Raw genomic sequence first — 14,597 nt, 5'->3', positions numbered from 1 at the left:
GCTCAATGCCGCCATTGAGGCAGCCCGCGCTGGAGAAGCCGGACGCGGTTTTGCCGTAGTTGCTGACGAAGTTCGCAAGCTGGCCGAAAAAACAATGGGTGCGACCAAGGAAGTGGAAGAGGCCGTTCACGCCATCCAGGAAGAAACAAGCCGTAACGTGCTCACCGTGGACAAAGCCGCCCAGCTGAGCGTGGACGGCGCAGCGCAGGCTTCACGCGCGGGCACCTTCATGCACGATATTCTTCAGTCAATGAATGAAACGGCCGAACACCTTCAACTGGTGGCCAGAGCCGCTGAAGAGCAGTCGCAAAACAGCACAGGCACCAACGGCGCTCTTGATGAAATACGCCGGATAGCTGAACAGACCGCCAGCAATATGGAAACCTTCACCGCTGCCCTGCTCAGCTTCCAGAGCGGCATGGAAGAGCTGGACATGATTGTCAATGCTCTGGTTTCCGGCGACTATGAGCAGGCAACCTCCGACAAGTTCGTGCAGTGGACGCCAAAACTCGACCTGCATGTGACAATGGTCGACAAGCAGCACAGGCTGCTGGTTGACTACATCAACGAGCTGTACACAGCTATGGCCCACAACCGCACCACTGATGAACTGCAAGCCATCCTGCATAAATTGCGCGACTATACGGCCACGCACTTTGCGGATGAGGAGAGACTGTTCACCTCCACATCTTATCTGGGCGCTGCAGAGCACGTAAAAATCCACAGAAAGTTCGTGGCCAAACTGGACGAGGTTGAAGAGCAGCTCAAGTCCGGCACCGCCACTGTGAGCATGGATCTGCTGACCTTCCTCAAAGACTGGCTTGTGCAGCATATCATGGGCACTGACCCCACCTATGTTCCCTATCTCAGAAAAGAAGATCTGGAACACGAGCAGAACCACTAACACATTTATCTATGTAACAGATAATGATTTTCGTGCCGCCTGAATGTGCCGCGCGCTACAGAAATCACTTTTCCACCAGAATCCCTTTGGAATATCTTATATTTCAAAGGGATTCTGCATTAACACCTTTTCACTTTGAAGGTGTTGTGTAGCGGCGGAAAGTCCACCAATGTCAGCGGTTACTTTGTACGGAGTGCAGTGCGGCGCAACGCGGCGTGGCTTCTGCCAAAGACTGCCTTTCTCGGCAAAATGACAAATCTGAAATGTAGAATATTACAACGTTAACCTATTCCAAGGGATACCTCTAAAGCCAAATCCGTGTAGACAAATGCACGCATGAACAGCCCTATACCCCGCGAACAAGCACCTTCACCGGGCGTAAAAGCAGCGTCCCCCAACAAAACGGTAATACTTTCTCTGCACAGAAATGAAACCCTCCCATACGGCCCCTGCAACCAGCGCGAATACAGCGCATCAGTCGCCATAACTGTTTGCGTGGCGCTCATACCCCGCCTACCTCGCGAGCGCGCTGTTTTCCCCCACAGCTGAAACAGAAATGGCAGTTACAAAACCCAGCCCTGTAACTGCTGCCAGCATACTTGAAATCGCTACAGGCCGCCTCGGCACCATTGCCGGAGCGGCCTGTAGCTTACCTGGGGGATGAGAGGAGGGTCTGGAGATATGAAATTTAAGCCATTGTGGCGCTCGGTATGCACGCCTGTCTACGGTTCATCACACTGGCGCTACTGCGAATCTGGCGCAGCATCCACATTACCTTGCCGCATCACGGCACAGTGGCAATCGCAATCTGACTATGCTGCTGCGGCCTGAACAGTGTTAAAACAGACCAATGACACTCACGCGCCATAGTTGCTGCAATCGCATGTGTGCCACATGCTGTCGCGCAAAGCGGCCATGCCGTCCTCGCCAAGAAAGCGGCGCAGCTGTTTTTCTGGCGCGTTGAGCAAATCCACTACGAGCAGGGCATCCAGAGTGCCAAAGGCCCGGTCTTCATGAAAGGCCGCAATGCGCCCACCCAGTTGCAGATAGTGCTTGAAAAGAATGGGCAGGCCACGCCCGTTTTCCATCTGGCGTACTACTGTGTTCACGCAGTTATAGTCCATATGCCGGGCAAAAGGCAGCTCGCCCCGCAAAGCACGGGGTTTGCGGCCCTGAACCAGCGCGGCCAGGGGGGCATGCCAATGGCGCAGGCGCAGGTGGCGCCACAGAAGGTCCACAGACTGAGTGCGGTAGTTCAGGCCCATGCTGGCGGGTCCGAAGAGCGCGCGAGCACCGCGCAGAAGCGCCAACTGGGCAATGCCCTTCCAAAGCAGCATCAAAGGTGCATATTCCCGTTGATATTCAAGGCAAACAAAGGCTCTGCCCAGCTCAAGCGCGTTGCCGCACTGGCGAAAAAATTCGGGGTCATAGCGAAAAAGCGAGGCAGTATAGAGGTTGCTTCGACCGCAGGCAGCGGCCTCATCAGGACGTACCAGACGCGCCCGGTACGCGCCAGCAAGGCATTGAGCTTCCTCGTCAACAAGCAGCAGATGTTCATACTGGCAGTCATAGCGGTCAGTATCTCTGGCCTTGCCCGTGCCTTCACCCAGGGCGCGAAAACTTTCTTCACGGCGGCGGGTTATTTCGTCCAGCAAAAGGGGGCATTCACTGCCGTGCAGCACGTACACGCTGTACTTGCCCTCTCTGGCCAGCACCCTGTTTTGCGGCAGAGCCGCAAGCGCCACCATGAAATCTTGCGGGGCCACGCCAGCTGCCAATGGGGCCTGACGTTTTGCGTTTGCCGGGTCTTGGATTACAGCATTTTGCTGTCGCCCGCGCGCCAGAGATTCACGGTATAGCCGCAGGCAGTGCGTGCGCTGCTCGTGGTCAAGCCCATCCAGATGCTGTTCCCGCAGGGCTTCACCCACATACAGGCTCACGCGGCTTCCACGCTGCCGCCAGAGAACACGCGGCAACAACGCTGTGGCAAACCCTTCATGCAGGCAGGCGGCAGAAAGAAAGAGCGGATCGGCACTGGCCTGCACATGCAGGGGGATGTAACGAACGCGAGGTATTTCCCCTTCACTGCTCTCCCGCCGCCGCCATTCACCAAGACGGCTCAATAGCGTGGTCCAGGCCTGTTCCTCAAGGCCGGCTCCGGCACGCCAACGGGCTACCCGGCCTGCGGGAAAAATACCCAGCGCGCCGCCCTTGCGCAAATGTTTGACGGCAAGCCGCAATGATGCCCCGTTGGCGGCTCTGTCCTCGCCGGAAAGATCCAGCGGCAACAGCATGGATGCCAAGGGCGCAAGTTGCGGCAGGCGCAGCAGTTTGGAGCTGGCAAGTATTTTTAAATCCGGGCGCGCACGCCCGCACAGGGCCGCCATGACAAGTCCGTCCAGAGCGCCTGTAGGATGGTTGGCATAAAAAATCACTGGCCCCTCGGCAGGAATGCGGGCCAATTCCTCCCTGGAGCAATGCACGTCAACATCGAGCTGCGTCAGGCTGGCGGCTGCCCAGGTGTGGGCAGCATCACAAAGCGGCAGACGCTGCGCTGCCCTTTCAAGAGGGGCAAGACCGCTCAGGCTGCGCCCCACAGCCCGCATCTGACGGCTCAAATCATCGGCCAGACGGCGCAAGGGCGAACGGCGGGGGCCGCCTCTACCTGAAGGTTCACGCCCTGGCGCCAAGGGTAGCAGTTCTGTGGTGCCTTGCATATGGATCTCCTGATGTTTGTCTTGTTCAGCAGAATTGAGCCTGGGGTGTGGCGCTGACGTCAAACCACGGGGCGGATGCACCGCCGGGCGATGCCAGCGGGCTGGGCATGCTCTCCATCTGCTGCTGGCAGTAGAGGCAACGTGTAGTGCCCGGAGCCGCCACCAGGCGCTCCAGGGGAATGTCGTCGCCGCAGTCGACGCACTGGCGGGGGCCATTGTGGCGCAAGAGATACAAAAGACTCTGAAGATCACGGATTCGCTGGGCGCTGCGGCGGGCGCTGCATTGCGCCAGGTGGGCCGCTTCCATATGGCTGGCCGCATCTACTTCATCGGCAAAGTGCTGCGCTTGAAAAACGTCACGCAGCTGGGCCATACGCTGCAATTCGTCGGCAAGTTCGTCCTGAAGCCGCTTGAGCATGAGTGTGGTTTCCATAACTGCCTCCCCGGAATTTCCGGTGGTTGAACTGTTGTTCTTGAGGCAGTGTGCGCGCCCAGTTTGGCAGACAGGTGTCGGCCATGTTAAATCGTGCGGCACATTGACGGCAAATTGAGGAAAAAAACGACAAAGGGTGGAACGTCCAACGACGTTCCACCCTTTTCAAAGCAGAAAGGCTATTTCAGAGGCTGGGGACTACTTGCCGCACATACTCAGAAAATAGCTGTGCAAACGTGTATCCGGCGTCAGTTCGGGATGAAAGGACGTTGCCAGAATATTGTTCTGGCGAACCGCAACGGCCTGTCCCTTTACCTCGGCCAACACCTTGACATCCGGCCCCACACTGATGATCACGGGGGCGCGAATAAACACTGCCGGGATAGGGTCAGGGCCGACTTCAGGTATGCTGAGGTCAGTCTCAAAGCTGTCTACCTGACGGCCAAAGGCATTGCGCCGCACAGTCGCGTCCAGCACGCCAAGGCGCGGCTGGTCGGAGTTTTCAATGGTGCGGCACAGCAGGATAAGTCCCGCGCAGCTGCCGTAAACGGGCATGCCCTGCTGTATGCGTTCCCGCAAGGGCTCCAGCATATGCCACTCGTTGAGCAGTTTGCCCATAGTGGTGCTTTCGCCGCCGGGAATGATCATAGCGTCGATGCCGTCCATATCCTTGAGCTGGCGCACTTCGCGAGCCGCCACGCCCAGGCTGGACACAGCGGCTACATGCTCACGAAAGGCTCCCTGAAGAGCCAGAACGCCCACGCAACGTGCGGCCATCTACCAGCCCCGCTCCTGCATACGCTCACTCGAAGGAATGGTGGAAATTTCAATGCCCACCATAGGTTCGCCCAGATCGCGGGAGATTTCAGCCAGCATGGCGAAATCCTGATAATTGGTCACGGCCTGCACAATGGCTTTGGCGCGCTTGGCCGGGTCGCCGGACTTGAAGATGCCCGAGCCCACGAATACGCCGTCGCAACCAAGATGCATCATCAGGGCAGCGTCAGCCGGGGTGGCAATGCCGCCAGCGGCAAAGTTGACCACGGGCAGACGGCCTTCTTTGCGCACAAGCAGACACACTTCAAGAGGCGCGCCGATTTCTTTGGCAAAATTGGCCACTTCGGCCTCAGGCATGCCGCAAAGGATACGCACTTCGTTCATCACCTGACGGCAATGGCGCACAGCTTCAACGACGTTGCCGGTGCCGGGCTCGCCCTTGGTGCGGATCATAGCCGCGCCTTCGGCGATACGGCGCAGGGCTTCACCCAGGTTGCGGCAACCGCAAACAAAGGGCACGGTGAAGTCGCGCTTGTCGATATGATATTTGTCGTCAGCGGGGGTAAGAACTTCGCTTTCGTCAATGTAGTCCACACCCATAGATTCAAGAATACGGGCTTCGACGAAGTGGCCGATGCGTGCTTTGGCCATGACGGGAATAGTGGCCACTTCCATGATTTTTTTGACGATCGTGGGATCGGCCATGCGGGCCACGCCACCGGCGGCACGAATGTCCGCAGGTACGCGTTCCAGCGCCATGACCGCGCAAGCTCCGGCTTCTTCAGCAATCTTGGCTTGCTCGGGAGTGGTGACGTCCATAATCACGCCGCCTTTCAGCATTTCCGCAAGGCCTGTCTTCAGGCGGATGGTGCCCTGTTCCATATTTCTACTCCTTCTGAGCCGGGTCCGCCGGCGAGGTGTTGGCAGTCTACCGCTCACGCTGCGGCGTTGCTGGGGTGCTATATATGTCATATGCGATCATCTGACAATACATCGCAACCGCAACTCCACCCGGCTTGCACTCTGGCCCGGCTCTGGATATGCTGGTTCTGTCCAAAGGATGTACAATGACCGCACCTACCCCCTGTGTAAGGCTGCCTTTTTTGCGCGGCCCTCTGTCTTCCGGCGTGGAGGAAGCCGACGCCCCAGCTGCGTCTGCGCCTCAGGCCGGGCCCGTTGCGGCCCTGCTGCTGTGGCCGGGCCTCCCAAACATTCCGCAGCAAGGGTTTTACTGCCCGGCGGATTACCCATTCAGTCAACGAGAAGCCGCTGCCTGTCTTGAAGATTTGCGCCAGATGGGCGATGCCGCTCTTTCGGGACTTCCTGTGGGCGCAACCGCAGCAAACAACCCCCGAGCGGCGCGCCGTGCCTCTGAAATGGCGCTTCTGCGTGAACTCGGCGGCGCAGATAACGAAGCTGCCCTTAAAGCCGAGGCCGCCCGTAAGCTGCGTATTGAGCGCGAACAGGCCCAGAAGGCTCTTATCTGGGTCTGGCTGCAGGAAGAACGCATGGGCGAACTGGCCGATATGGCCCGCACGCTGGCCCGGAAATCCAGCGTCTTCACTCTCTCCCTCGGGCTTGACAGCGCCGATGCGGATGAAGCCAATGAACTGGCCTCGCCCGGCGCATACGCAGGCGCGGGCATTCTGGGAGCGCCCATTTCTCTGGATCTCGGCCTTATGCCGCCCTGGAAAATGGTAACGGCCAATGCCATGTATTTTCTGCCGTCCGCCCTGCCGATTCTGGCCGAAGGCACTATGGCAGAGGATCTGCTGGAAGAGCTGGATTTCGTTCCGTCCACAGACAGCGCATTGACTGCGGATGCTGCCCCGGCAGACGCCACCCTGCTCTGCGCCCGCGCCCCGGCGTGGCGTGCAATGGGACGAAGCCGCCCCACAGGCGCGCTGGCTCTGGATGAAGAGCGCCTGTGGCTCGTAAGGAGAGCCGCATCATGAGCAAGCTCTTCACCAATGGACTTGCGGGGGTCATCTTTGACTGTGACGGCGTCATGGTAGACTCGCGCGAATCCAACAACATTTTCTACAATCGCGTGCTTGAGTACTTCAAGCTGCCGCCTATGACGCCAGAGCAGGAAAAGTTCAGCTTTATGGCAACGGCCATGCAGGCATTGCTGCACATTGTGCCGCCGCATCTGCACAATCAGATAAATTATGTCACCAGTGATGTAATCAACTATCAACGCGATATTATGCCCATGCTGCGTCTGCAACCAGGATTTGTTGATTTCATTGACTATCTGCGGGGCAAACAGGTGCGCATGGCCGTGCATACCAACCGCAGGCTTGAAGGAATACAAACGGTTCTGGACATTTTTGGCCTGCCCTCCTATTTTAATCCTGTGGTCGCTGCTGATACGGCAGCCCCCAAACCGTCACCAGAAGGCACGTTGCGCATCTGCGCAGCATGGCAAACCCTGCCGGAAAACGTGCTTTTTGTGGGCGACAGCGAACACGATAAAGAAGCGGCCCAAGGGGCGGGTGTGGTTTTTGCTGCATTTAACAGCGGCTCTTTGCGGGGGCAAATAACCGCGACAGACTATGAAGGTCTGCGCGTTGCTCTGGACCACACCCTGCCGCAAAACAGCGCCCTGGCATGATGCCCGGCCCCGCCGGGGCCTTGATGTATTTTGACACAAAGACCGCCACGCTGGAGGGCGCATGATTGTTCTGGCCAATACTATGAGCGCTGTTGCTATGATACTGGGTTCACTGCTGAGCCTGTATTTCTGGATAGTCATTATCGCCGCCGTACTTACCTGGGTGCGGCCTGACCCGTACAATCCCATAGTGCGCACCCTGCGCGCCCTCACTGAACCAGTGTTCTACCGGGTGCGCAAATGGTTGCCCTTTACCTATACAAACGGCATGGATTTTTCGCCTGTGGTCGTGCTGCTGTCCATTGAGCTTTTCAACCGCATTGTGGTTGCCTCTCTGGCCCAGTACGCCCTGACCATGCAGTAACACCGGTTTCACTCGCGGGACTCCGCGTTCGAACATCTAACAATGGAGATTTCTTATGGATCAGCATGAACTAGAACTCCTAAACAAGTATGCGGCCACTGATCCGGAGCTGAAATCCCTTTGGGAAGATCATGTGCTCTACGAAAAGCAGGTGGACAAGCTTGAAGGCAAGGCCTTTCGCACCCCTACTGAAGAACAGACCTTGAAGCAGCTGAAAAAGCAGAAGCTTGAAGGAAAAACCCAGCTCATGGCAATCCTGGATCGTCTGAAAAAACAGGGTTAGCCTGGCTGCTAAGGAGCCGGTCATGGAATGTACAGGTGCGCAGATTCTCCTTGAGTCCCTGAAAAGAGAGGGCGTTGACGTGCTGTTCGGATATCCCGGCGGCGCTGTTATTGACATTTACGACGAACTGCCGCGACATCAGGAAATCCGTCACGTGCTGGTACGGCACGAGCAAGGGGCTGTGCACGCAGCTGATGGATATGCCCGCGCCTCCGGCAAGGTAGGCGCATGCCTGGTAACATCAGGCCCCGGTGCCACCAACACGGTGACGGGCATAGCCACAGCCTATTCCGACTCCATTCCGCTAGTAGTAATTACGGGGCAGGTGCCCACGCAACTGATCGGCAATGACGCTTTTCAGGAAGTGGACATCGTGGGCATCACCCGCCCCTGCACCAAGCATAACTTTCTGGTAAAGGACATCAACAAACTGGCCCTTACCATACGACAGGCCTTTTACCTGGCGCGCACGGGCCGCCCCGGGCCCGTGCTCGTCGACCTGCCCAAGGACATCATGCAGGCCAAGGCCGAATTCGTCTGGCCTGAAGATGTGTATATGCGCAGCTACAACCCCACCTACAAGCCCAACCTCAATCAGTTGCGGCGCTCGGTGGAAGAACTGGCCAAGGCAGAACGCCCGGTCATTCTGGCTGGCGGCGGCGTCATCATGTCCAATGCGGCCGATGCGCTGACGAGCCTTGCCCGCAAACTGCAAATACCCGTAACCTGTTCGCTCATGGGGCTTGGGGCATTTCCCGCCACTGATCCCCTGTGGCTGGGCATGGTGGGCATGCACGGCACATACGCGGCCAACCTGGCCATCAACAATGCCGACGTGCTCGTGTGTGTCGGCGCGCGCTTTGACGACCGCGTCACTGGCAAACTGGCCGGTTTCGCGCCCAAGGCCCGCATCGTTCACATTGACATAGACCCCACTTCCATCCGCAAAAACGTGGAAGTGCAGGTTCCTGTGGTGGGCGACTGTCGCCTGGCCCTTGAAGGCATGGCCGAGATATGCGACGCCAAGCTTGAAGGAAAAGACTGGGCCAGCGAACATGCCGCGTGGCTTGAGGCCGTGGGCGAATGGAAAAAGAGCAAGCCGCTCTGCTACCAGAAGAACCACAATATCAAGCCGCAGGAAGTTATTGAAACCCTGTACGAACTTGCCAACGGCGATGCCATCATCGCTACGGAAGTGGGTCAGCACCAGATGTGGGTGGCCCAGTTCTATACCTTCACCAAGCCCCGCACCCTGCTTACCAGCGGCGGTCTCGGCACAATGGGCTACGGCTTTCCCGCGTCCATCGGCGCGCAGTTTGCCTTTCCCGACAAGAAGGTCATCACCGTGGCTGGCGACGGCTCGCTGCAAATGAACATTCAGGAGCTGGGCACTGTGGTGGCCAACAAACTGCCCATCAAGGTCGTTATCCTGAACAACCGCCATCTTGGCATGGTTCGTCAGTGGCAGGAACTCTTTTACAACCAGAACTACAGCTCCACCAATATGGAAGCCCAGCCGGATTTCGTGAAACTGGCTGAAGCCTATGGCGCTGAAGGCTACCGCATCGAAAAGGGCGAAGACCTGCGTGCCACGCTTGAAAAGGCTCTGGCCTCGCCTAACCCGGCCTTTATTGACGTTGTGGTGGAGCGTGAGGAAAACGTGTACCCCATCGTGCCCGCTGGTGCGGCGCTTGATGAAATGTTGCTGGTGTAAGGGAGCGGCTATGAGCAAAAGACATGTGCTTTCCGTGCTGGTGGAAAACGAACCGGGCGTGCTTTCCCGCGTGGCGGGGCTGTTCAGCGGCCGCGGCTTCAACATCCACTCGCTTAATGTGGCCCCGGCCCTGGAAGAAGGCGTTTCACACATGACCATCACCACTGAAGGCGACAGCCTGATTTTGGAGCAGATAATGAAACAGCTGCACAAAATCGTTTCTGTCATCAAGGTGGTGGATTTTGCGGACATACCCGCTGTGGAACGCGAAATGATGTTTGTGAAGGTGCAGGCAGAAGGCCCCATGCGGGGCGAAATTCTGCGCACCGTTGAAATATTCCGCTGCAAGGTGGTGGACGTGAGCCCCAATGAAATGACCATTGAGGCCACTGGCAATCAGGACAAGCTTGATGCCATCATCAACCTTCTACAGCGGTTTGGTATCAAGGAACTGGCGCGCACAGGCTCTGTAGCCATACGCCGTTCCAAAAAGACGGATTAGGCTGCATCAGCCCCGGCTTTGCCCGCTTCCGCATCCGACGGCCCACAAGGCCCTCTCCGGCGCGGAAGCGACGCAGGTGGTTTTCCCTTTATCCCCAAGGGCCACATCTGCGCGCAGGCATGTCCGGTTCCGTCCACCGCGCCCCAGGCCGCGTAACTGCCGCAAGGCAGCAGCACCGCCGGGGCATCGTCAGGGCCCCCTACTTTCTCTTCGGGTGAAGAGAAATGCAATTTTTGCTTAACCGTGAGTGATCTCAAAGGAATTTCAGATGAAAGTCTATTACGATCAGGATGCCGACCTTAATCTCCTGAAAGACAAAACCGTTGCCATCATCGGCTACGGCAGTCAGGGACACGCCCACGCCCAGAACCTGCGCGATTCCGGCGTCAAGGTTGTGGTGGGACAGCGCCCCGGCGGCGCCAACTACGAACTGGCCAAGGAACACGGCTTCACCCCTGTTTCCGCTGCCGAAGCCGCTGAGCAGGCCGACCTGATTATGATTCTGCTGCCTGACGAAGTGCAGGCCTCTGTTTACGAAAACGACATCAAGCCCCACCTCACCAAGGGCAAGGCTCTGCTGTTCGCTCACGGCTTCAACATCCACTTCTGCCAGATCCAGCCACCCAAGGATGTGGACGTGTTCCTCATCGCTCCCAAGGGTCCCGGCCATCTGGTGCGCCGCACCTACACCGAAGGCGGCGGCGTTCCCTGCCTGGTGGCCATTCATCAGGATGCCACCGGCAATGCCCTCAAGGTAGCCCTGGCCTATGCCAAGGGCGTTGGCGGCGCACGCTCCGGCGTGATCGAAACCACCTTCCGTGAAGAAACCGAAACCGACCTCTTCGGCGAACAGGCCGTGCTTTGCGGCGGCGTTTCCGCCCTGATCAAGGCTGGCTTTGAAACTCTGGTGGAAGCCGGATACCAGCCCGAAATGGCCTACTTTGAATGCCTGCACGAAATGAAGCTTATCGTCGACCTCATGTACGAGGGCGGTCTTTCGCGCATGCGTTACTCCATCAGTAACACCGCGGAATACGGCGACTACGTCACCGGCCCCCGCCTCATCACCGATGAAGTGAAAAAAGAAATGAAAGGCGTGCTGAAAGACATTCAGAGCGGCGTGTTCGCCCGCAACTTTATTCTTGAAGCCCGCGCCAAGTATCCTATGTTCCTCACCACCCGCCGCAACGAATCTGAACACCAGATCGAAAAAGTGGGCAAGGAACTGCGCAGCATGATGTCCTGGCTCAAGAAGGACAAAAAAGACTAATACCGTATCCTCGGTTTAGCCATTTGACCTTTCTACCGGCCACCCATCAGGGTGGCCGGTTCTTTTTTGGAATAGTTTTATTTTATAGCATGTTACCTTTGAAAAATTTTAAAAGCCCCAAAATCCTTGCTGGCTCGGTTCAAAATACGTAAAGCCGCACAGCAGAGAGGTTTGCGTCTTTCTTCATAACCTGATACGAAAAACCGTGGCTTTGCACGTATTTTGCTTCTGCGGCATGGCCAATAATCGTCATACCGCATACAGGCGACAATCCCGCCCCCCTCCGGCCCAGTAGCCGAAGTTCCTAACCACATGAGGTCGCGCATGGCTGCCCAAAACACCCATGAAAATACTGAAGAAATCATCGACCTGACCGAACTTATCGAAAAAGGCAGCGTTCCAGAAGCAGATGAGGCCGTCGGAAGCCGCACTGTAGAAGAAAACGCCGACCTTCACAGCCATATGCGCAGCCTGAATGATCAGGTGCAGCACTCCGAAGCGGAAGCAGAAATCGACAACCTGCTGGCGCAGATGGATTCTATGGACGAAAATGCCACTGCAGATATGCCCTTTCCGGGTGTTGACGCTGACGATGAGCCCGCGAGCGGAATTGCCGACAACCTGGCTGACGCCAATACCGGCATACCCTCCGATTTTCCGCCTGTGCGCATGCCTGACGGCCATATTGTAGACCCCCATGAAGAATTGCACATGCCAGGCATGGGTGATGTTGACAGCCTTCTGAACTCGCTCGACATCCCCCCGCAGCCCAGAGCTCAGGAAACCGCCGCCCCGTCCCCCAAGGACACGGATGACGCTGTGGATAAGATGCTCGGCAGTCTGGGCGGTGCATCCTGCCCCACCCCGGAAGATTTTGCCCCAAGCGCCGAACAGGGCTCTCAGGCAGACCCAATGGGCCTTGATGAGCTTCTGGCCGCCGGAACCATGCCGGAGCCTGTTATTTCCGACGAGCTTGAAGCCCTGCTGCGCGAGGCTGCTCCGGCAGCGGCACAACCCGCGCCCGCCAAGCCCCAACCCACTGATCCGCGCGTGGCAGCGCCAGCTCAGGCGGCGGAACCCCAGGCGGCTGCCCCAAATCAGGCCGCTCCGGCGCACAACCTCACTGAAGATCTGGACGCTCTGCTGCATTCCATCATGGCCGACCAGCCAGATAATGCCCCAGCCCAGACGCAAGTCCAGCCTGCCGCCAGTCAGGAGCCTGTTCAGGCAACCTCCCACGATACTTTGGATTCGCAGGCCGCGCAAAACATGATGGATACGCCACCGGCTCCCGCTTTTTCGCCAGATCCTGCGCCGACCACCCCCGAATCCGCAGCGCCTGCTGCAGATATGGCATCAGACCCTGTTTCTGACCTGGCCGCCGATCTGGATATGTTACTGGCCTCCATCAATGGGCCAGAATCCGCACCTGCGAGCAGCGGCACAGACCAGACGGCTTCGTCCGGTCCGGCGAAAAGCGACGAACCGCTTGAATTTGATCTTGATGCACTTTTGGCGGCAGCTGACGCGGAAGAACGGGGCATACAGCAGACCAGCACAGCAGAGCCTCAGGCAGAAGCTGTGCAGCCCCCCGTTGAAGACGTGCCAGCCGGGTATCAAGAACCTCCCGTAGAAGCCCATCCTCAGGCCGTGTCCTTGCCGCCCGAACTGGATCTGGACGACATTCTGGATGCAAACGTTGCCGTTGAGCCCGACGCTGTGGCCCAAATGCCCGATCAGGCAGGCAGCACTGCGGTGGCTGCAACTGCCGCCGCCAGCGTCGCCAGCAATGCTCCGGCCAGTAGCGGAAGCCAGATTTCTGCTCAGGATATGGCAGCTCTTGTGGAACGGCTTGACCAGTATGCGGCGCAATTACAGCAGGCAGACGATCGTGTGTCGGCTCTGGAATCCGCAGTGGCTGAAGCACGGGCAGAAGCTGAACAGGCCCGCACCGAGGCCGATGAAGCCCGCGCCACAGCACAGCAGGCCCAGACCGCGCTGGACGAAGCCCTTGCTTCGGCGCAATCTGCGCACGAAAATGTGGCGCAAACCGCTACCGAAGCCCTGCACACGGCACAAGGCGCTGCGGAAGCAGCAGCCAGCGCCGCCGCGCAACAGCAAGGGGACAAACCAAAAAACGCGTCGTCACCCGAAGATCTTTTCGCAACAGACCACCCCCTGCATCAGCGCCTTTTGGAACTTATTTCCGCCACAGCCGCAGAGGTTGCCGCAGAAGCAGCCGCAACGGCGGCACACCAGGCTGCGGACGAGGCTGTTCAGTCCGCCACATCGCAGGCCGGGGACAAGCCGCAGACAGAGCATGAAGATCCCGCCCTGCTGGAGACCCTGCTGGACGAGCGCATGCACGCGGTTAACCTGACCGTGCGGGGCACTTCTGCCAGACTGGATTCCGTCGAAGAAAGACTGGACGAACTGGAACCCCGCTTCAACGACAGAGTGGAAAAAGCAGCGGCAGCGGCAGCCGCCCGCATTCTGCGCGAAGAGATTGGCCGCCTGCTGGAAAACGAATAGCCCGGTATAGTTTGCTGGCTGAACAGGCCTCGGTGTCATGCTCTGACTGCTGGCAGGACTGTACGAAGGCTGCCGCAATGCGAGTCAGTCAGTCCACTTGAGGTGTTTTTATCAGTGTTCCCGTGCGAACCTGATTGAGGGAGTTTGCTGACAAAACCCCTTACTGTTCCCCCACAGGCAAAAACGCTGTTACAGGCGCATGCCGACAAGCCGCATCCCTGCCAGACAGGGCCGCTGTGCTTGCCAAGTGAAGGCGGAACGCATATGCTGTTGCCCGATTTCACTTGCATGGGACCATCAGCCCGCCGATCCATGCCACGTGGTTTCAGCTTGAAGCCGAAACACGACGGCATGGCGTTTTCTGTTGCCAGCCGCGTTTTTCGCACGCAGGGCAGAGGGTATGGAAGCATGCCGCCACATGCGGGATGAAGGGGCACGTTCCCCAACGCAGATATAAAAAAGGGGCGGGGGCTTGAGTTTCCGT

The 14,597-nt window shown here is 58.0% G+C and carries 14 protein-coding genes; 10 read left to right on the top strand and 4 right to left on the bottom strand.

Going from position 1 to position 14,597, the window contains the following annotated elements; translation table 11 throughout:
- Both QM579_RS00825 and QM579_RS00820 read left to right on the top strand, forming a co-directional pair.
- The coding region (locus QM579_RS00825; protein WP_414997336.1) for a bacteriohemerythrin at positions 1-904 on the top strand (904 nt) is incomplete at its 5' end.
- A 681-nt stretch (positions 905-1,585) separates the two neighbouring features.
- Positions 1,586-1,735 (top strand): hypothetical protein, encoded by a 150-nt coding sequence (locus QM579_RS00820; protein ID WP_414997335.1) that lies wholly within the window; start codon positions 1,586-1,588, stop codon positions 1,733-1,735.
- A gap of 26 nt (positions 1,736-1,761) precedes the next feature.
- Here QM579_RS00820 and QM579_RS00815 read toward each other — a convergent pair whose 3' ends face one another.
- The 4 genes from QM579_RS00815 to pdxS all read right to left on the bottom strand — a co-directional run bounded on the left by QM579_RS00815 (position 1,762) and on the right by pdxS (position 5,713).
- Entirely contained in the window at positions 1,762-3,621 is a 1,860-nt protein-coding gene (locus QM579_RS00815; RefSeq protein WP_414997334.1) for a lysophospholipid acyltransferase family protein, read from the bottom strand.
- A 25-nt stretch (positions 3,622-3,646) separates the two neighbouring features.
- Positions 3,647-4,054 (bottom strand): TraR/DksA family transcriptional regulator, encoded by a 408-nt coding sequence (locus QM579_RS00810; RefSeq protein WP_414997333.1) that lies wholly within the window; start codon positions 4,052-4,054, stop codon positions 3,647-3,649.
- A gap of 198 nt (positions 4,055-4,252) precedes the next feature.
- Entirely contained in the window at positions 4,253-4,831 is a 579-nt protein-coding gene (gene pdxT / locus QM579_RS00805) for a pyridoxal 5'-phosphate synthase glutaminase subunit PdxT (protein WP_414997332.1), read from the bottom strand.
- On the bottom strand, positions 4,832-5,713 hold the full coding sequence (gene pdxS / locus QM579_RS00800; RefSeq protein ID WP_414997331.1) for a pyridoxal 5'-phosphate synthase lyase subunit PdxS: 882 nt from the start codon (positions 5,711-5,713) through the stop codon (positions 4,832-4,834).
- Between the two features lie 185 nt (positions 5,714-5,898).
- Here pdxS and QM579_RS00795 point away from each other — a divergent pair, with 185 nt between their 5' ends.
- From QM579_RS00795 to QM579_RS00760, 8 genes are all read left to right on the top strand, one after another.
- The gene (locus QM579_RS00795; protein WP_414997330.1) at positions 5,899-6,786 is read left to right on the top strand and encodes a hypothetical protein; all 888 of its coding nucleotides are present in this window, start codon (positions 5,899-5,901) and stop codon (positions 6,784-6,786) included.
- Positions 6,783-7,448 (top strand): HAD family hydrolase, encoded by a 666-nt coding sequence (locus QM579_RS00790; protein WP_414997329.1) that lies wholly within the window; start codon positions 6,783-6,785, stop codon positions 7,446-7,448. The genes QM579_RS00795 and QM579_RS00790 overlap by 4 nt, the downstream gene beginning before the upstream one ends.
- A gap of 61 nt (positions 7,449-7,509) precedes the next feature.
- Complete coding sequence (locus tag QM579_RS00785) at positions 7,510-7,812, top strand: YggT family protein (protein WP_183721412.1); 303 nt, start codon at positions 7,510-7,512, stop codon at positions 7,810-7,812.
- Between the two features lie 55 nt (positions 7,813-7,867).
- Complete coding sequence (locus tag QM579_RS00780; protein WP_183721415.1) at positions 7,868-8,095, top strand: YdcH family protein; 228 nt, start codon at positions 7,868-7,870, stop codon at positions 8,093-8,095.
- A gap of 22 nt (positions 8,096-8,117) precedes the next feature.
- Positions 8,118-9,809, top strand: a complete 1,692-nt coding sequence (gene ilvB, locus QM579_RS00775) for a biosynthetic-type acetolactate synthase large subunit (RefSeq protein ID WP_414997328.1) — start codon at positions 8,118-8,120, stop codon at positions 9,807-9,809.
- A 10-nt stretch (positions 9,810-9,819) separates the two neighbouring features.
- Positions 9,820-10,311: an acetolactate synthase small subunit gene (ilvN, locus tag QM579_RS00770; RefSeq protein ID WP_183721421.1), complete on the top strand. Its 492-nt coding sequence runs from the start codon at positions 9,820-9,822 to the stop codon at positions 10,309-10,311.
- Between the two features lie 268 nt (positions 10,312-10,579).
- The gene (gene ilvC, locus QM579_RS00765; RefSeq protein WP_414997327.1) at positions 10,580-11,581 is read left to right on the top strand and encodes a ketol-acid reductoisomerase; all 1,002 of its coding nucleotides are present in this window, start codon (positions 10,580-10,582) and stop codon (positions 11,579-11,581) included.
- A 324-nt stretch (positions 11,582-11,905) separates the two neighbouring features.
- The gene (locus QM579_RS00760; protein ID WP_414997326.1) at positions 11,906-14,113 is read left to right on the top strand and encodes a hypothetical protein; all 2,208 of its coding nucleotides are present in this window, start codon (positions 11,906-11,908) and stop codon (positions 14,111-14,113) included.
- Positions 14,114-14,597: the final 484 nt, after the last annotated feature.

Origin of the sequence: Desulfovibrio sp. (genome assembly GCF_047607245.1) — a bacterium.
Taxonomy (GTDB): Bacteria; Desulfobacterota; Desulfovibrionia; order Desulfovibrionales; family Desulfovibrionaceae; genus Desulfovibrio.
This window is presented reverse-complemented; position numbering and strand designations above follow the sequence as displayed.